General features: G+C 66.9%; 17 protein-coding genes. 11 read left to right on the forward strand and 6 right to left on the reverse strand.

What is annotated here, in order from left to right; all coding sequences use genetic code 11:
- Both AC1DZQ_RS17650 and AC1DZQ_RS17655 read right to left on the reverse strand, forming a co-directional pair.
- Positions 1-470, reverse strand: a 470-nt coding sequence (locus tag AC1DZQ_RS17650) for a thiamine pyrophosphate-binding protein (RefSeq protein WP_476964712.1), incomplete at its 3' end; no start/stop codon positions are given.
- Positions 467-1,804, reverse strand: a complete 1,338-nt coding sequence (locus tag AC1DZQ_RS17655; RefSeq protein ID WP_476964713.1) for an MFS transporter — start codon at positions 1,802-1,804, stop codon at positions 467-469. The genes AC1DZQ_RS17650 and AC1DZQ_RS17655, both read right to left, overlap by 4 nt.
- Positions 1,805-1,966: 162 nt before the next feature.
- Here AC1DZQ_RS17655 and AC1DZQ_RS17660 point away from each other — a divergent pair, with 162 nt between their 5' ends.
- The 8 genes from AC1DZQ_RS17660 to tgt all read left to right on the forward strand — a co-directional run bounded on the left by AC1DZQ_RS17660 (position 1,967) and on the right by tgt (position 9,796).
- Positions 1,967-3,157 (forward strand): RsbRD N-terminal domain-containing protein, encoded by a 1,191-nt coding sequence (locus AC1DZQ_RS17660; RefSeq protein ID WP_476964714.1) that lies wholly within the window; start codon positions 1,967-1,969, stop codon positions 3,155-3,157.
- Positions 3,158-3,348: 191 nt separating this feature from the next.
- Positions 3,349-4,752 carry an MFS transporter gene (locus AC1DZQ_RS17665; RefSeq protein ID WP_476964715.1) on the forward strand — a complete coding sequence of 468 codons (1,404 nt, stop codon included), beginning with the start codon at positions 3,349-3,351 and terminating at the stop codon, positions 4,750-4,752.
- A complete protein-coding gene (locus AC1DZQ_RS17670; RefSeq protein WP_476964716.1) occupies positions 4,749-5,207 on the forward strand; it encodes a RidA family protein in 459 nt (152 codons plus the stop codon). The genes AC1DZQ_RS17665 and AC1DZQ_RS17670 overlap by 4 nt, the downstream gene beginning before the upstream one ends.
- Positions 5,204-5,830, forward strand: a complete 627-nt coding sequence (locus AC1DZQ_RS17675) for an RraA family protein (protein ID WP_476964717.1) — start codon at positions 5,204-5,206, stop codon at positions 5,828-5,830. The genes AC1DZQ_RS17670 and AC1DZQ_RS17675 overlap by 4 nt, the downstream gene beginning before the upstream one ends.
- Positions 5,831-5,874: 44 nt before the next feature.
- The gene (locus AC1DZQ_RS17680) at positions 5,875-6,414 is read left to right on the forward strand and encodes an NUDIX hydrolase family protein (RefSeq protein ID WP_390266207.1); all 540 of its coding nucleotides are present in this window, start codon (positions 5,875-5,877) and stop codon (positions 6,412-6,414) included.
- A 120-nt stretch (positions 6,415-6,534) separates the two neighbouring features.
- On the forward strand, positions 6,535-7,662 hold the full coding sequence (locus AC1DZQ_RS17685) for a DUF6707 family protein (protein WP_476964718.1): 1,128 nt from the start codon (positions 6,535-6,537) through the stop codon (positions 7,660-7,662).
- A gap of 76 nt (positions 7,663-7,738) precedes the next feature.
- Positions 7,739-8,464 (forward strand): SRPBCC family protein, encoded by a 726-nt coding sequence (locus AC1DZQ_RS17690; protein ID WP_476964719.1) that lies wholly within the window; start codon positions 7,739-7,741, stop codon positions 8,462-8,464.
- A gap of 33 nt (positions 8,465-8,497) precedes the next feature.
- Entirely contained in the window at positions 8,498-9,796 is a 1,299-nt protein-coding gene (tgt, locus tag AC1DZQ_RS17695) for a tRNA guanosine(34) transglycosylase Tgt (RefSeq protein ID WP_476964720.1), read from the forward strand.
- Here tgt and AC1DZQ_RS17700 read toward each other — a convergent pair.
- The 3 genes from AC1DZQ_RS17700 to AC1DZQ_RS17710 form a co-directional block, all read right to left on the reverse strand.
- Positions 9,787-10,830 (reverse strand): Gfo/Idh/MocA family protein, encoded by a 1,044-nt coding sequence (locus tag AC1DZQ_RS17700; RefSeq protein ID WP_476964721.1) that lies wholly within the window; start codon positions 10,828-10,830, stop codon positions 9,787-9,789. The genes tgt and AC1DZQ_RS17700 overlap by 10 nt on opposite strands.
- Before the next feature lie 163 nt (positions 10,831-10,993).
- On the reverse strand, positions 10,994-12,013 hold the full coding sequence (locus tag AC1DZQ_RS17705; protein ID WP_476964722.1) for a sugar phosphate isomerase/epimerase family protein: 1,020 nt from the start codon (positions 12,011-12,013) through the stop codon (positions 10,994-10,996).
- Entirely contained in the window at positions 12,010-13,188 is a 1,179-nt protein-coding gene (locus AC1DZQ_RS17710) for a Gfo/Idh/MocA family protein (RefSeq protein ID WP_476964723.1), read from the reverse strand. Before AC1DZQ_RS17710 ends, AC1DZQ_RS17705 begins: the two co-directional genes overlap by 4 nt.
- Positions 13,189-13,342: 154 nt before the next feature.
- On the opposite strand from AC1DZQ_RS17710, the gene AC1DZQ_RS17715 reads away from it, so the two are divergent.
- Positions 13,343-14,356 carry a LacI family DNA-binding transcriptional regulator gene (locus AC1DZQ_RS17715; RefSeq protein ID WP_476964724.1) on the forward strand — a complete coding sequence of 338 codons (1,014 nt, stop codon included), beginning with the start codon at positions 13,343-13,345 and terminating at the stop codon, positions 14,354-14,356.
- Between the two features lie 104 nt (positions 14,357-14,460).
- Here AC1DZQ_RS17715 and AC1DZQ_RS17720 read toward each other — a convergent pair whose 3' ends face one another.
- A complete protein-coding gene (locus AC1DZQ_RS17720) occupies positions 14,461-15,156 on the reverse strand; it encodes a queuosine precursor transporter (protein ID WP_476964725.1) in 696 nt (231 codons plus the stop codon).
- A 343-nt stretch (positions 15,157-15,499) separates the two neighbouring features.
- Here AC1DZQ_RS17720 and AC1DZQ_RS17725 point away from each other — a divergent pair, with 343 nt between their 5' ends.
- Both AC1DZQ_RS17725 and AC1DZQ_RS17730 read left to right on the forward strand, forming a co-directional pair.
- Positions 15,500-16,291, forward strand: a complete 792-nt coding sequence (locus tag AC1DZQ_RS17725; protein ID WP_476964726.1) for an ABC transporter ATP-binding protein — start codon at positions 15,500-15,502, stop codon at positions 16,289-16,291.
- Positions 16,292-16,302: 11 nt separating this feature from the next.
- Positions 16,303-17,073 carry an ABC transporter permease gene (locus AC1DZQ_RS17730; RefSeq protein ID WP_476964727.1) on the forward strand — a complete coding sequence of 257 codons (771 nt, stop codon included), beginning with the start codon at positions 16,303-16,305 and terminating at the stop codon, positions 17,071-17,073.
- The last annotated feature ends 99 nt before the right edge of the window (positions 17,074-17,172 follow it).

The raw sequence follows: 17,172 nt of genomic DNA on the forward strand, positions 1-17,172 counted from the left end.
ACGGGACCCGGCCGGCCGCTCAGGGCCGTGAAGATGGCATCGTCCACCACGCGGGCGGCGGAAGCGGCGTCGTCAAGCGTCACGACCTTCTTGGCGGTGCTGCGGAACCAGGCGTTGATGTCGAATTCCTGGAACGACTCCCGGCCGCGGTCCGCGACCGGGATGAGGCCCACGAACAGGATCAGCGGGGTGGCGTCCTGGTGTGCGGTGTGGATGGCGATGAAGGCGTTGGCGGCACCGGGACCACGGGTCACCATGGCCACGCCCGGCAGCTCTGTCAGCCGGCCTTCGGCGAGGGCCATGAAGCCGGCGCCGCCTTCGTGGCGGGTCACCACGGTTTCAATGGCGGATCCGTGCAGGCCGTCCAGCACGTCCAGGAAGCTCTCGCCGGGGACGCCGTAGACGCGTTGGATGCCGGCACGTTCGAGCTGGGCAACAATCAGGTGCCCGGCGGTGGTTGAGGTGCTCAATGCTTCATACCTTTTTCTTCGATGCTGAGGGCCGGCAGGGCAATCCCCGAGAGTGCGGTCAGAACCGACACGACCAGCAGGATGATGGCCCCGGGCCAGAATGAATTGCCGCTGGCAGCCACGAGGGCTGTGGCGATAAGTGGGATAAAGCCGGAAATAACGCCGGCGCTGTTGGAGGTGATGGCTACGCCGGTGTAGCGGACACGGGTGGCGAACAGTGCAGTGAGGGCGGTACCCGAGACGGCGTAGGGAACAGACAGGGTGGCCACGCCGACGATCATGGCCAGGATGACCAGCACGGGGTTGGCGGTGTCGATGGCCAGGAAGACGGGTACGGCCACAACGGCGGAGACCACGCCGCCCCACAGAATGACCCGGCTGGCGCCGAATTTCTCCCCCATGCGGCCAGCCCAGATGAGGACAAAGATCTCGAGCGTCGCCGCGAGCAGTGAGCCCAAGAGCAGGGTTTCGTAGGGCATCTTGAGGATCTTGGTGCCGTAGAAGACCACAAAGCTGGTGATGAGGTAGAAGCCGCCGATGCCCAGCAAAGCGGAGCACATGCCGACCAGGATCTGGCGCCAGCTGTTTCGCAGGACGCCGCGGATGGGCGCGTGCTCGGTCTCACCCGACTCCATAAGGGCCTCGAACTCGGGGGATTCACTGAGCCTGCTGCGGATCCACATCGAGATGGCCAGCAGCGGGATCGCCGCGATAAACGGGATGCGCCAGCCCCACGCGTCAAAGTTCGTCTGGCCCACCAGGTAGAGCATGCCGAAGAACCCGCCGGAGGACAGGATGGTGCCGATCGGCGAACCGATCTGGGGCAGCGCAGCGTAGCGGGCACGCTTGGCCACGGGTGCGTTTTCGACTGCGATGATCACCGCACCGCTCCACTCGCCGCCCACCGCGAGTCCTTGGATGATCCGCAGGGCCACCAGGATAATAGGGGCCGCAATGCCGATCGTCATGTAGTTCGGCAGCAGGCCGATCAGGCCTGTCACGACGCCGATGCCCACGATGGTGACCATCAGGACTTTCTTCCGTCCCACCTTGTCCCCCAGGGAGCCGAAGATGAAGCCGCCGATCGGGCGGGCAACGAAGCCGACAGCCAGGGTGGCGAAGGAGCTCATCGCGGAGACGAAGGGGTCCTGGGACACGAAGTACTGGGCGTTGAACACCAGCGCCGCGGCAGTGGTGAAGAGGAAGAAGTCGTACCACTCCAGCGCCGTGCCCACGAGGGCTGCCAGGGCCACCTTGCGGGTGACACTCTCATCCACCGTCCGTAGGACCGGGCGCTCCGCCCCCGCGACCGCCGTGCTGTCGTTGCTTGCCATGAATTACTCCAAATTGCTAGGGACCGGATACCCCGGACGGGCGGCGGTTTTCGCCGCTTGCCCCGTGATGTGGCTCACCCTTGGGTCTGACTCCATTCTTCCAGTAGGTTCATCCAAAATAACTAGCATTGCGTCACGGGATTCCGGTTCTAGAATGTGTAAATGCACAACGTTCAGGACAACGCCGCACGCTGGGGAGAACTCGTGGAGCGGCTACACGGGCGGCTCGACGAACTCGTGGACCTCTTCATGGCCCGGGTTCAGGAGATCCCCGAGTACGCCGGCAACAGGGTTGGCCTCCCGGAACTTCGGGATACTGCCCGCGAGACGTTCCGCCGCCTCGTGGACGGACTGCGGGACAAGGAGTTGCAGCAGTCGGGCCGCAACGGCGACCGCGATTCACTGACGCAGTTCTCCTCGGAGCTGGGCGCCAAAAGGGCCAGGGCCGGGATCTCTCCCGAGGCCCTGATTTCGGCCGTCCGGCTGGATTTCAGCATCCTGTGGGCTGACCTGCTGCAGATCTCCGATCCCAAGGACGCCATGCTGCTGACGTCCAGGGTGGACAGGGTGTGGCGGGTTGTGGATGAATTTGCCACCCAAACGCACTCGAGCTACTCGGCGGAGCGGGTGCGCATGGCTCAGGAGGAATCAAATATCCGCCGCGAGTTCATCGCACGGCTCTTCAGCAAGTCTGAACTCTCCGCAGACACCATCAGCCAGGCATCCGCAGCCCTCGTTACCGATCCTGACGCCCGATTCTCCATCGTTGCCGCCAGCGGGGAGGCGGCGTCGAAACTGCGCGCCATCGCAGCTCAGGGCCCGCTGTCCTCGCAGAGGCTCTTTGTGCACGAATTCGGCGGCAGCACCTATGTTTTCTGGGCCCTCGGCCGCCGCGCCGCCTCAGGGGCGCCACCGGAGGGATCCGCGTATCTCCCGGCTGGTATCGCCGGGATCCCCTGCGGCTATGTGGAAGGCTTTGCAGGCTTGCGCGCCCTCCCGTCTGCGGCCCGGACTGCGGAGCGGCTGGCTCTGCTCCTCCACCCTTCAGACAAGGGCCCCCTGACTGCCGCCGGCGCCTGGGCCAGGCTCGCGAAGCAGCAACTCCAGGACGCCGGCCTGGACCTGTGGGCGGACCTGGACTCGGCGCTGTCGCCGTGCCGCGGCGGGGAGCGCGAACGCCTGGAGGAAACGGTGCGCCATTTCCTGTCCACAGGCAATATCACCACCACAGCGCAGGCCCTTTTCTGCCACCGGAACACGATACTCAACCGGCTTCACCGCTTCCAGGACCTCACCGGGATCGACCTCGCTGTTCCCTCCCAAGCGGCCAGGCTGGTGGTGGCGTGGGCCTGATCGCGCCTCAGCAAGCCTCAGTAGGCCTCAACAAGCCTTAGTACGCCTCAGTAGGACTCAGCACTGTGTGAACACACAATCTCGCTGGATTTTTGGTGGATTTTTTGCCATTGAACTGTGATGGCTGACACAGGATAGTTGGTGACCACCTGCACCGGACAATCGTCCCCGCACCCCCATCTGGAGAACTGATGGCTCATATGGTAAATGCCACCACCGCCGCCGCTACGGCACGGCTGGACCTCGCAAAAATGCGCAAGATCGCCCTCGCCAGCGTCATCGGTACCACCGTCGAGTGGTACGACCTCTTTGTCTTCGGCACAGCGTCCGCGCTGGTGTTCAACAAGATCTTCTTCCCCAGCTTCGACCCCGTTGTGGGCACCATGCTCGCGTTCGGAACCTTCGCCTCCGCTTACATTGCACGCATGGTGGGCGCCATCATCTTCGGCCACTTCGGGGACCGCATGGGCCGGAAGTCCATGCTCCTGATTTCACTGCTGACCATGGGCGCCGCCACCTTCGCCATCGGCCTGCTGCCGGACTACAACAGCATCGGCATCATGGCGCCGCTGCTGCTGCTCTTCCTGCGCGTCATCCAGGGCCTGGCCCTGGGCGGCGAATGGGGCGGCGCCGTCCTGATGACGGTGGAACACGCTCCCGCGTCCCAGCGCGGGTTCTACGGCTCGCTGGTCCAGGTGGGCGTGCCCGCCGGAACCCTGATCGCCAACGTCGCGTTCCTCATTGTCGCCTCGAGCGTCAGCACGGAAGCCCTCCTCGCCTGGGGCTGGCGTATCCCGTTCATGGCCTCCGCGCTGCTCGTTGCTGTGGGCATCTACATCCGGCTGCACATCGAAGAAACCCCGTCCTTCCAGGCAGTCAAGGATGCCGGCGCCAAGGCCAAGATGCCCTTCGCGGCCCTCATGGCCAAGTACTGGAAGCAGGTCATCCTCGGCGGCGTCGCCACCCTGTCCACCGGCAGCACCTTCACCCTGCTCGTCGCCTCCGGCGTGTCGTACGGCAAGAAGGAACTGGGCCACTCGGAAACCCTGATGCTGTGGGTTGTGCTGGCCTCCTGCGCCCTGTGCTTTGTCCTGATCCCCTTCTTCGGCCGGCTCTCTGACAAGTACGGCCGCAAGCCGATCATCTACGTGGGTGTAGCCGCCGAGGCAGCCCTGGCCTTCCCGATGTTCTGGCTCATGGACACCAAGTCCGTGCCGCTGCTCTTCGTTGCCTACCTGGCCATGATGACGGCCTTCGCCGCGAACTACGGCCCGATCGCCACGTTCCTCGCCGAGCTCTTCGGTTCCAAGGTCCGCTACTCGGGACTGTCCGTGGCCTACATGCTCTCCGGGCTCCTCGGTAGCGCCATGACGCCGTTCATCACCACGTGGCTGCTGGGCATGACCCACCAGAGCTCCTCCATCGCGTGGTACATCATGGCCGCCGCCCTCATCTCGCTCGGTGCCTTGTTTGTCCTGACCGAGACCCGGCACGGCAACATCGACGCCGTCGACTCCGCCCCCACCGACGCGGTCACTGACGCGGCTACCTACGCGAGCACTGACCCGTCCGCCGAGGCGGTGGCCGTCAAGTGACAGTTCCGCAGGCCGTGCTTCCAGCTGTTCATCCCACTGTTCCTCCCGTCAACGGGACTGTCCGCCGGATCGCCCAGATCCCGGGCGGCGCGGCCGCCGTCGGCCCCTTCTCCCAGGCCGTCGTTGCCAACGGGTTTGTGTTCACCGCGGCCCAGATCCCCGCGATCAGCGGGCTGGACCACCAGCCGGACACCTTCGAGGACCAGGTGCGCCAGACCATCATCAACCTCCGGTCAGTGCTTGAGGCGGCCGGGTCCGGCCTGGAGCACGTGGTCAAGGTCAACGCCTACCTCACTGATCCCGACCGGCTCGAGGACTACAACCGGGTCTACTCCGAGTTCTTCGGGGCGGCCCGGCCCGCGCGGACCACCGTCTGCGTGAGCCTGTGGGGCGTCGCGCTGGAAATCGACTGCGTGGCCGTGGTTGCCGGCCCGACGGCGCCGGAAGCCCCGTGAGCGGCGTGACCGCGGTGAGCGCTGGGCCCAGCGAGGGACTCGCCGCCGTCAGCTACCCCACGATCGGGCACTTCCTGGAGGACGGATTCGTGGATCCAGCCATCCGGTCGCTGCTCGACGGCGTCAAGGTGGCCGGCCCCGCGGTCACGGTGCGCATCGCGGACAATGACGCCTACGCCATGAACCGTGCCCTGCTGGAGCTCTACCCCGGCGCGGTGCTGGTGGTGGACATGTCCGGTGACCACCGGCACGCGCCGGTGGGGGCGGTCACCGCGGCAGCGGCCACCGCGCAAGGCGCCGCCGGCGTCGTCGTCGACGGCGTGGCCACCGACATCCTGGAGCTCCGCGCCACCGGCCTGCCGGTCTTCGCCCGCGGGACCTCGTGCCTGACCACCAAACGGGTCCGGAGCGGCGGCTCCGCGGTGAATGTCCCGGTGCGGTGCGGCGGGATCCAGGTCAATCCGGGCGACTGGGTGCTCGGGGACGACAACGGCGTGATCGTCCTGTCCCCGGAGGCGGCAGCCGGCGTCCTGGGCCAGGCACTGGCCTCCGACGCCTCCGAACCGGCGCTGCTGGCACGGATCGCCGCCGGCGAGCCGCTGGAATCGGTCCTGGCGTTCTGAGCGACGGCGCTGGGTTCGGGTCAGGGATGGGGTAGAACTTAACCATGAATGTGCGCACCCCTGACCCGAATCCCGGCTGGCTCTCCGACGACGACCTGTTCGAAGCGCGGGGCAGGCTGCCGATGGTCTATGTCGAGGCCGTTCCGGTCCGGCTGGACCCCCTCGGGTTCGTGAACGAGGTCGGCACCCTGCTGCAGGCTGACGAGGACGGGACCATGGTCCGGTCCCTGGTGTCCGGCCGCGTTCTCTACCGCGAGACCATCCGCGCCGCGCTGCTCCGCCACATGGAGAAGGACCTGGGCCCGCTCGCCTTCCCGCAGCTTCCGGTCAGTCCGGTGCCGTTCACCGTGGCGGAGTACTTCCCGTCTCCGTCCCATACCGGCTTCACGGACGACCGCCAGCACGCCGTTGCCCTGGCTTACGTCATTCCTGTAACCGGCGAATGCTCCCCGCGGCAGGACGCCCTGGAGCTGACCTGGATGACCCCGCAGGAGGTCATGAGCTCGGACGTGCAGCTGGAATTCAGCGGCGGCCGAGGGGCCCTGATCCGGCAGGCACTGGCCTTCGCGGGAGTCGGCAACTAGCCGGCTCCCGTGGGACCGGCTCCGGCAGGGGACTCTCGGGGCGTCCCCGGCGTCCCCGACTTCACGCAGCCAATTTTGTAGACTGTTGGGCGGACCGCAAGAGAACTTTAAGGACTCCCGATGACCCACCCCCCAGCCTCCCGGAACTACAGTGAGCAGCAGGCTGGATCTCTGCGGGCCGGGGACCACCTGATTCTGCCCGATGGAAACCGCTCCGCCGAGATCCATCGCGTGGATGTCGAAACCGACGATTTTGGCACTCCGGCCTTGGTTTTGGCGACCCTCAGCGGGGGCGGCGTGCTGCGGATCGCGGCGGGATCACTGGTGCGGGTCACCGACGACGCCGAGCCCGGCATTCCAGCTTCCGACGGCGGCGCGCCAAGTCCTTCCGGGGCCGTCGCCCCCGATGCCCCAACTCCTTCCGGGGAAGCGTCCGGCGCGCCTGAACTTCCGGCGTCCGGCCCGTCCCCCGAACCGGAAGAAGCTGCGCCCGACGCCACTGGGTCCGAGAATGCAGCTGAGTCCGACGATGCAACCGGGTCCGACGCAACTGAGTCCGACAACACGGCGGCCGCCGTCGTCGTCCCTCCCCAGCCTGTTGCACCGCCCGCGGTGAGCGGACCCAGCGAAGCGGACCTGGCGCTCATCCCGGCCCCCGACGGCACGCCGGAGTCTGTGGTGGAAGCCGCGGCCGAGGCCCATCCGGGCGCCGTCGGGGTGCTCCTGCTCAGCGAACGGCTCGCCAAGGGCATCAACACCAAGTCCGGGAGCTGCCTCAAGGATCTCAGCGACCTCGCGCACGAGCTCTTCGTCACCCTCAAGGACGCCGACAACGCCCTGGCGGTCGCGGACCTGCTCAACGTCCTGCCGTTCGACGGCAACCCCGACCGCTGGGCCTCCGTGGAGTCATCCCTGGCGCTCTCCAGCTACATGTGCCGCCAGCTGGGGCAGGACCAGCGCGCCGGGATCTACGAGAAAATGCTCCGCGCGCCGGAGGCCATGGAAACGGACCCGTTCAAGGCCAGGATCAACGCCAAGGTGCGTCAGCGCTCGCTCAACGAGCCCAACCTGTACGACAAGGAAATCTTCCGCTCCATCGACAACGCGAACCCTGACGCGGAACGCGACTGGCGCCTGCTGCGGCTCGAGGCGCTCCTGTTCCTGCGCGCGCATGGCGGCTCGGAAACGATTGGCACCGCCGAGCTCGAACGCCGGATCGGCAACGAACTCGAATCAGTCCGCGCCTGAGGTCCGGGTGTCCCATCCTGTCGGGCGTTAGCGTTGGGCCCTACCCGTCGCGGGCACGGAGTTGTAGATTCACCCCATGACGAACAATCTGAGCGTTGTGATCAATTCCGACGCGCAGCAAGTTTGGACCATGCTGCGCGAACCCGCCAAGATCGCCCAATGGCACGGCTGGGTGGCCGATGACCAAGAGGCCGAAATCAACGAAATCTACTTCGGCCCCAATGTGGTCGAAGGCGCCGACCACACCTCCCTGGTGGTCGACGGCGGCGACGTCTTCACCTTGAAACCTGTCCCCACGGGCACGGAAGTCAGCGTCACCCGGGCGGCAATCGACCACAATTCCGAGTGGGCGGCCTGGGACGAGGACATCACCCAGGGCTGGCTGACGTTCCTCCACCAGTTGCGCTTCGCCCTGGAACGGCACCCGCACGGCAAGCGCCGGACCTTTTTCTTCTCCGTGCCCGGTACCGGCGGGTCCGCAATAGAGAAACTTGGGCTCAGCGACGTCCCGGCGCCCGGGGACCCGTATTCGCTTACCCTGCCCACAGGAGAGGAGCTCGCCGGCAAGGTATGGTTCCGCAGCAACCATCAGGTTGGCCTGACGGTCCATCACTACGCCGAGCACGGGGAAGGCCTGCTGATCGTGGCGGACCAGCCCGCCATCGCTGATGTCCGGCCCGACGGCGGATCCCTCGCGATCGTCTCCACCTACGACCTCGGGGCCCACCAGCTGGACGCGGTCCGCAATTACTGGGACAAGTGGCGGGCTGAGAACTACCCCACATCGGATCCCGTCCACTGAGTCTTGGGCTGCGTTAGCTGGCACACTTGAACCGTGCCAGCCAATCCTGACTTCGCGTCTTTGCCCCCCGCGCCTGCCCAACAGTCCGAGTTCTCCTTCCGTGTGGGCAAACGCCTGCGCGAGGCGTGCCCGCCGTCGGCCGCGCAGATTGCCGCCAACGGCGGCGAGTTCCTGGGCCGGACCGGCACCATCGCCACCCCGCACGGGGAGATCCAGACCCCGGCGTTCATCGCCGTCGGCACCAAGGCCACGGTCAAATCCGTGCTGCCGGAATCCATTGCCGGTCTCGGCGCGCAGGCGGTGCTGGCCAACGCCTACCACCTGTATCTGCAGCCTGGTGCGGACATCCTGGACGAGGCCGGGGGCCTTGGTGCGTTCATGAACTGGCGCGGTCCCACGTTCACAGATTCCGGCGGTTTCCAGGTGATGAGCCTGGGCTCGGGGTTCAAGAAGGTCATCGACATGAAGTCGGTCGACAATTCGGGGCCGGACGACGCCGTCGCCCCCGGCAAAGAACGCCTGGCCCACGTGGACGAGGAAGGCGTGTGGTTCAAAAGCCACCTCAACGGCGACCGGCACCGCTTCAGCCCCGAGATCTCCATGAACGTCCAGCACCAGATCGGCGCGGACATCATGTTCGCGTTCGACGAACTCACCACGCTGCAGAACTCCCGCGGCTACCAGGAGGAGTCCCTGGAGCGGACCCGGCGCTGGGCCGAACGGTGCATCACCGAGCACTTCCGGCTCACGGACGAGCGCGCCGGCAAGCCCTACCAGGCCCTGTTCGGGGTGATCCAGGGCGCCCAGTACGAGGACCTGCGCCGCAAGGCCTGCCGCGACTTGGGCGCCATGAACTTCGACGGCTTCGGCATCGGCGGGGCGCTGGAGAAAGAGAACCTCGGCACGATCGTGCGCTGGTGCAACGAGGAGCTGCCGGAGAACAAGCCGCGGCACCTGCTGGGCATCTCCGAGCCGGACGACATCTTCACGGCCATTGAGAACGGCGCGGACACCTTCGACTGCGTCTCCCCCACCCGGGTGGCCCGCAATTCGGCGTTCTACCACCCCACCGGCCGTTACAACCTCTCTGGCGCCAAGTACAAGCGCGACTTCGGCCCGCTGCAGGAAGGCTGCGACTGCTACGCCTGCCTGAACTACTCGCGGGCCTACATCCACCACCTGTTCAAGGCCAAGGAGATGGTCTCGGCCACCCTGATCTCGATCCACAACGAGCGCTTCGTGGTGAAGATGGTCGACGACGCCCGGCTGGCCATCGAGGCCGGCAACTTCTTCGAGTTCAAGGCCGAGACCCTGGCGAACTACTACTCGTAGCGGCGTCCGTCCAGCTCCACAACCCTGTTCTCCAGGGCGCTGCGCCGGGCGGCATCGAGCACCTCCAGGGTCCGCACGCCCTCGGCGGCAGGCACCGGTCCGGGTCCTCCGTCCTGGACGGCGCGGGCAAACTCGGTGTAGAACCCGGCATAGCTGCCCTGCTCCGAGGCGATCTGGGAGCGGCCGCCGGCTACTGCGAGGGTCCCCCAGTTTTCCGGAACATCGATCCCCCATGTGGCAGGCTCCCGGGCCGGGCGGCGGCCCGCGGCCAGCGCGTCGGCCTGAACGTCCGCGCCCGAGGCAATGTAGCTGCCTTCGCTGCCGTAGGCCCGCAGTTCACGCGTGGTGGAATGGTTGAGTTTGCTGGCCGAGACCGTGGAGACGGCTCCGGACGCGTGCGTCAGTGTCACGAAGAAGCCGCAGTCGGTTCTCTCGCCGAAGCGGTCGGTCCAGTCGAGGGTGCCGTAGACACGGGTGGCCGGGCCCAGCAGCCACAGCATCTGGTCCACGAGGTGGCTGCCCAGATCGCGCAGGAGCCCGCCCGTGGCGCCGGTCTCGAGGGTGGCGGCACCGTCCTGATCCATGATCGAGTGGACCCGCCACACGTCCCCGAGTTTTCCCGAGGCGATGACTCCGGCCAGCGTGAGGATATCCGCGTCGCGGCGGCGGTTGTGATAGACGTTCAGCACCACGCCGGCCCGCTCGGCCGCCCCGGCAAGCTCCCGCGCAGAGGCCGCGTCGGGGGCGAATGGTTTGTCCGCCACGACGTGGACGCCGGCCGCGATGGCCTCCAACACCAGTTCGCGGCGCGTGTGCGGAGGCGTCGTGATGGTCACGGCGTCCACCCCGGCGTCGAGCATCTCAGCAAGGCTCCTGTACACGGGAAGCCCCGGGAAATCCGCGGCGACGTCGGCACGTTTCTCCGGCGTGCGCGCCACCACTCCGGCGAGTTCGACGCCGTCGGCCGCCTCTATGAAGGGGGCGTGGAAGTACCTGCCGCCGCCGGCTCCGTAGCCGACAAGTCCGATGCGCATGTGCGGTGGTCCTTTTGTCCGGGTTGTTTTGGGCTGGTCGGGCTGACAAGGGGCGCTCCGCCGTCGAAGTCGCCGGAACCGTGCCATATCGCCGGAAGTTTCCGGCGATCCCGCAGCGTTCCGGCGACTTCGTGGGTTGCCAGGCCGTCGGGGCGTCAGGCAGTCAGCTGGTGAGGTGCAGCGACGCCGAGAGCGCCGCGTCAGCGTCCCGCAGGACCTTGGCCGCCACCTGCAGGCCCTCGATCCGGCCGAGGGAGACGTCCTCGTGCTCGATGTTGACGAGCAAGTCCGGGTCCACCTCGTAGAGCGCCCGCAGGAACTCGGTCCAGTACGCCGTGTCGTGCCCGCGGCCCAAGGCCACGAAGTCCCAGGCGGAGTTCTTGGGCCACTCGTTGGCCCACTCGTCGCCGCCGAGGTTGGTGCGGTTTTCCTCCGGGGAGAGCCTGCGGAAGCTGTTGTCGAGGACACCGTAGAGCGCGGCGTTCGCGGTGTTGACCCGGACGTCCTTCGCGGCCGCCTGGAAGACCAGTGGGCCGAGTTCGCGGACCACAGCGACCGGATCCATCTGCTGCCAGAACAGGTGCGAGGCGTCCAGCTCGACGCCGACGTGGGTCGCGCCGGTGAGCTCGATGAGCTTGTGGACATCGGCGGTGTTGAACACGATGTTCTGCGGGTGCAGCTCGAGGGCAACCTTCACGCCGTGGTCGGCGGCGAGGCGGTCGGTTTCCTTCCAGAAGTCGGCCGCGACGCCCCACTGGTAGTCGAGCACGTCCAGGGCGGCCGAGTTCCAGGCGTTGACCACCCAGTTGACAGTGGTGGCCCCGGGTTCGCCGCCGGGCAGGCCGGACATGGTGACCACGCGGTCCTGTCCCAGCCGCTGCGCCAGCCGGATGGAGCGGCGGATGTCCTCGGCATGCTTCTCGCCGATTTCACGCTTGGGGTGCAGCGGGTTGCCGTTGCAGTTCAGGCCTGCGATCGCGACGCCGGTGCCCTCGAAAATCGCGAGGTAGTCATCGCGGGCCGCGTCGCTTTCCAGGATCTGGTCCATGGTGGGGACGTGGACGGCCGGCAGGAACCCGCCCGTGTTGATTTCGATGCCGGTCAGTCCGAGGCCGGCGATGACCTTGAGCGCCTCGGGAAGGGGCCGGTCGTGCAGGATTGCGTTGTAGACGCCGAGTTTCATAGCGTGATTTTCTTTCCGTTGTTGAGGGCGGATTCGGTGACCGCGCCGAGCAGTTCCATGTTGCGCACGCCCTCGTCGAAGGTGGCGCAGCGGGGCAGGGAGTCCGCCTCGCTGAGGCCGGCGACTTCCTCGAGGAAGGCCCGGGACTGGTACGCGAAGGCGTCGTTCTGGCCGAATCCGACGCTGGGCGCGTCCATGGCCAGGCCACCGGCGATATAGGGGTGCCCGGGGCCGAGGATGACCTGGCGGTAGCCGTTTTCGTTGGCCGGCCCGTCGTTGAGGAACAGTTCGATCTCCGCAGGGCGGCGCTGGTCGAACCGGGCGGCGCCGTTCTCGCAAAAGACCTCGAAGATGAGGCTGTTCGCGTGGCCGGCCGCGACCCGCGAGACCTCGAAGCCGCCGGCGCCGTTCTCGAATTCGGCGGAGAACACCGCGTAGTCGTCGTTGTCGACCGGCTCGAACGTGTCACTGACCGCGGCGTGGTCGTGGCCCATGACCGCGCCGAGCGGCAGCGGGCGCTTGTCGATCACGGTGCTGAGGCGGCCGCCGCTGATGGATTTGATGTCGCCGCAGAGGAACTCGGCGACGTACGTCAGGTGGCTGCCGACGTCGGCCAGTGCGCCGGAACCCGGGCCGCCTTTGTAGCGCCAGCTCATCGGCGCCGACGGGCTGAAACCGTAGTCGGTCCAGTAGCGGCCGCTGAAGTGCAGGACGTTGCCCAGGACCCCGGTGCGGATGAGGTCGCGGATGTAGGCGATGCCCGGCGTGCGGCGGAAGGTGAATCCGATGCGGGCAATCGAGCTGGCGTTGCGGGCCGCCTCGGCCATGGCGCGGGCGTCCTCAAGGGAGTCGCTCAGCGGCTTCTCGCACAGCACGTGCTTGCCGGCGGCCAGCAGGCCTTCCACGACTTCGCGGTGGAGGGAGTTCGCGATCACGACGCTCACGACGTCGATGTCATCGGCCTCGGCGATCGCCTGCCACGACGTGTCATTGCGTTCGTAGCCAAAACGCTTCGCGGCCAAGGAACCGAACTCGGCGTTGACGTCGCCGATCGAGACGAGCCGTATAGGAGGGAGGACCGGGCTGTAAAGCGCAGAGGCCGTCCGGTACGCGGCTGCGTGAGCCTTCCCTGCCATTCCGGCGCCAATTACGGCAACTCCCAAACTGTCAGCCATCGATTTCTCCTTTGAAATTCGGCCAGGCCGACGGCCCGACGCTAGAAAATTGGAGCGCTACAAAAACTGGCGCTGAACAAAAGCGTAGCTATGTGCATATGTCCTGTCAATGGTTGACCGGCTATCCTCGAATGAGACGTGAAAGGCTCTGCAGATGTCGTTGAATACCCCTCGAACCCGCCGCCCGACGATCTACGATGTCGCCAAGAGCGCCGGAGTTTCGCCGTCGCTGGTGTCGCTCGTGCTTCAAAACCCGTCGAAGGTCAGCGAGAAGCGCCGCGAGGCGGTCCGGGCGGCCATGTCGGAGCTGGGGTACCGGCCCAGCCGGGCGGCGACCACGCTCGCCAGCAGCCAGACGAAAAGCATCGGACTGATCATTGACGACTTCCGGAACCCCTGGTTCGTGGACCTCCTGCGGGGCATGGAATCTGCCCTCTCGCCCCACGGCTACCAGGTCACCCTCGCCGATTCCCGCCCGGGCGAGAACCGCATCACGGAGGCCGTGGACGGCCTGCTGTCCATGCATGTGGAGGGCCTGGTCATCGCCGCCGAGCCGAGTGAGTCCATGATGGCCGGGACCTGGGTTCCCGCCGTCGTCGCCGGCTGGCGGAACGGGGTTCCCGCCGGCGCCGGGCTCATCACGAACGACGACGACGGCGGCGGCCGGATGGCGGCGGAGCACCTGCTGGGGCTCGGCCACACGCGGATCGGACACCTCTCGGGCTCCGGCGGCGCCGCAGCCCACCGGAGGGAGGGTTTCCGCAGCGGCATCGTTGAGGCCGGCGCAGAGGTCCGGATCGCCGGTGAATCCCAGGGGACCTCGGAGGAGGATGGCTACGCCGCCGCCTGCTGGCTACTCGACCACCACCCCGACACGACCGCCCTGTTCACCGCCAACGACACCATGGCCCTGGGCGCACTCGCCGCGGCCAAGACCCGCGGCCTGTCCGTCCCGGCAGAGCTCTCCGTGATCGGCTACGACAACTCCCCGCTGGCCAAGTCGCGGTACCTGGACATGACCTCCGTGGACAACCGAAGCGACATTGTCGGGTCCGACGTCGCAAACGCCCTGCTGGCACGGATCCAGGACCCCACCCTCGAGCCTGAGCGCAAGCTGATCGCGCCGGATCTCATCGTCCGCGGCACCACGGCCCGCGTTTCCGGCTGACACAGCCTGGCCTCCCGCCGTCGCCTGCCAGCTGTCCTCCCGCCGTCGAATTCGCGGGAGACGCCCGAGCTCGCCGTAAATTTCCGGCGGCCGACGGCAGACTTCTAGGCCCCGTAGCTCGGTTCGCCCTTCTTGACCCAGCCGATGGCGAGCGCGGTCAGCGGCACGAAGGCGAACTCCACGAGGGTCTTGTAAAGGAAGCCCACGAGGACGTAGTTCACGAACATCGCGGCGTCGGTAATGCCGATCACGGACGCGGCGATACTGCAGAAGATCAGAGTGTCCACGAATTCGCCTGCCACGGAGGAGCCCATGATGCGTGCCCACAGGGACCTTTCCCCGGTCCGCGCCTTCATCTTCACGAGGATCCAGGAGTTGATGGTCTGGCCGGCAAGGAAGGCCAAAAGCGATGCCAGCACAATCTGCGGGACCGGTCCCAGGGCACCCTCCAGAGCTGCCTGCTTGGAGGAACCGTACTCGTCCCCGAACCCTGGAAGGGCGATGATGATCCAGTAGCAAAGGGACGCGAAGATGGACAGCGCAAAGCTGGTGACGATGGCCTTGCGCGCCACCTTGAAACCGTAGACCTCGCTGATGACATCGCCCAGGATGTACGCCAGCGGGAAGAGGAAGAAGCCGCCGTCCGTGATGACCGGGCCGATCGCCACGCCCTTGGACGCCCCGATGTTGGACAGGATCAGCACTACGGCCATGACGGCCAGCATGATGCCGAAATACGGGGAGCCGATCGAGGCGAACCTCGGCGCGGCTGACGCCGGGAAAGTCTTGGCGGAAGTCATGGGCATTCCATTCGTAGTGGTTCGCTCGGCGGCCCATGCCCGCAAGGGGAACACGCTGGGCGGCCGGCTTTATTAGCACTGGACGGCTCCGGTTGCACAAGCCGCCGGAACCGCCTCCATTCTCGCACCCGGCGGCGCGGGCAGTCTGGGCACGGCGGCGCGGGCACGGCCTGTAGCCGCGAGTTCGCCGGAAACGCCCGAGGTCGACCCGGCGCGCTCCCGGCGATTTCGATGCCGCCGGGCCACATGCCGGCGGCCCCCGCACTGCCTCTCCTCACGCGGCTTGCCCTCACCCTGTGAACGCTCCGGGCGTGGTGGCAGGATGGGGCCATGGACGAGACCCATGCCTGACACCGCGCTTTCGACGCGCGCCCTCGTCAAGCGCTACCGCGACGTCACCGCCGTCGACTCGCTCAACCTCGACGTCCGCCGCGGCGAAATCTACGGGTTCCTCGGCAGGAACGGGGCGGGTAAAACGACGACAATCCGCATGTTGCTCGGCCTGATCCGACCGACCAGTGGGGAGGTGAGCGTCCTCGGCCGGCGCATCATGCCTGGCGAGACGAGCGTGTTCGCGCGCGTCGGCTTCCTCGTCGAGACCGCGACCGCCTACCCCAACCTCACGGTGCGCGAGAACCTCGATATCCAGTGCCGCCTCACCGGCTCGCCGGCACGATCCGTTGCCGATTCGATCGCGCTGCTGCGCCTGAAGCCGTACGAAGACCGGCGCGCCGGGCAGCTCTCGCTCGGCAACAAGCAGCGCCTCGCCCTCGCCCGCGCTCTGCTGCACTCCCCCGAGCTGCTGGTGCTCGACGAGCCGGCCAACGGCCTCGATCCGGCCGGTATCGTCGAGATCCGTGAGCTGCTCCGCTCGCTCGCCGACGGGCGCGGCGTCACCGTCTTCATGTCCAGTCACATCCTCGCGGAGGTCGCTCACCTGGCCGACCGTATCGGCATCGTCCACGACGGCCGCCTCATCGAGGAGTCGTCGCGCGAAGAACTCGCCGCGAAGGCACGCGCCTTCGCGACCGACGCCTACACTCAGGAAGAGCGCGAGCAGTCGCTGCTCACACTGGATCTGGAGCGCTACTTCCTCGCGCGCACGGGCGACGGCCCAAAGAGTGGGGTTACCTGATGTTCGGACGGGTGCTCTCCACCGAGTTCATGAAGCTTCGCCGCGCCAAAGCGACGTGGGCCACGCTGGCGGTGCTGGCGCTAATGCCGCTCGGCATCGCGCTGTTCATGTGGATCGTGCGCGAACCGGGGCGGGCGGCCCAGCTGGGGCTTCTGGGCACCAAAGCGAGCCTCGCCGGGCTTGAGGCGACGTGGCCTGAATACTTCTACATGCTCACGCTGGTCTTCGGTGTCGGCGGGATGCTGCTGCTGGCATTCATCGTCGCCTACCTGTTTGGGCGGGAATACCGTGATGCCACCGCCAAGAACATGCTCGCGCTACCCGTGGCCCGTCACTGGTTCGCCGCGGCCAAGCTGGCTGTCGCGGCGGTGTGGTGGATGGCGCTCGTCGTCATTGTCCTCGTCGAGGCGATGGGGATCGGACTGGCGATGGGGTTGCCGGGGTTCTCGGCGCGGCTGGCCGGGACCGGAATCGCAAACGTGCTCCTAGCCGCGGCGATCTCGTTCCTGCTCGCGCCGGTGATCGCCTGGATCGCCGTCTGGAGCCGCGGCGAAGTGGCCCCCATCGCCTTCTCGCTCGTGATGTTGGCCCTAGGCAATCTGTTCGGCAAGACCGGCTGGGCGGAGTGGTTCCCCTACTCGATCGTCCCGCTGCTGATCGGCATGGTGGCCGACCCGGTCGGTTCGCTCCCAGCGGGCAGCTACGTGGTGCTCGCGGCGACATTCATAGCAGGCATCGCCGCCACAGTCCTGCAACTGCGGTTTGCAGACAACGCCCAGTAAGGCCTGGGGCCGGGCGGTCGCCGCCCAGAGCCGACACCCGACCGGCGCCAGCATCAACGACGACGGCGGGCCGCCAGCTCCCGGAACCTACGTTCCCTA

The organism is Arthrobacter sp. P1_C12_2 (genome assembly GCF_056406415.1).

Coding starts and splice junctions, on each gene's coding strand:
- AC1DZQ_RS17655 (WP_476964713.1), bottom strand. CDS start 1,804: ATGGCAAGCAACGACAGCACGGCGGTCGCGGGGGCGGAGCGCCCGGTC.
- AC1DZQ_RS17660 (WP_476964714.1), top strand. CDS start 1,967: ATGCACAACGTTCAGGACAACGCCGCACGCTGGGGAGAACTCGTGGAG.
- AC1DZQ_RS17665 (WP_476964715.1), top strand. CDS start 3,349: ATGGCTCATATGGTAAATGCCACCACCGCCGCCGCTACGGCACGGCTG.
- AC1DZQ_RS17680 (WP_390266207.1), top strand. CDS start 5,875: ATGAATGTGCGCACCCCTGACCCGAATCCCGGCTGGCTCTCCGACGAC.
- AC1DZQ_RS17685 (WP_476964718.1), top strand. CDS start 6,535: ATGACCCACCCCCCAGCCTCCCGGAACTACAGTGAGCAGCAGGCTGGA.
- AC1DZQ_RS17690 (WP_476964719.1), top strand. CDS start 7,739: ATGACGAACAATCTGAGCGTTGTGATCAATTCCGACGCGCAGCAAGTT.
- AC1DZQ_RS17700 (WP_476964721.1), bottom strand. CDS start 10,830: ATGCGCATCGGACTTGTCGGCTACGGAGCCGGCGGCGGCAGGTACTTC.
- AC1DZQ_RS17705 (WP_476964722.1), bottom strand. CDS start 12,013: ATGAAACTCGGCGTCTACAACGCAATCCTGCACGACCGGCCCCTTCCC.
- AC1DZQ_RS17710 (WP_476964723.1), bottom strand. CDS start 13,188: ATGGCTGACAGTTTGGGAGTTGCCGTAATTGGCGCCGGAATGGCAGGG.
- AC1DZQ_RS17715 (WP_476964724.1), top strand. CDS start 13,343: ATGTCGTTGAATACCCCTCGAACCCGCCGCCCGACGATCTACGATGTC.
- AC1DZQ_RS17720 (WP_476964725.1), bottom strand. CDS start 15,156: ATGACTTCCGCCAAGACTTTCCCGGCGTCAGCCGCGCCGAGGTTCGCC.
- AC1DZQ_RS17725 (WP_476964726.1), top strand. CDS start 15,500: ATGCCTGACACCGCGCTTTCGACGCGCGCCCTCGTCAAGCGCTACCGC.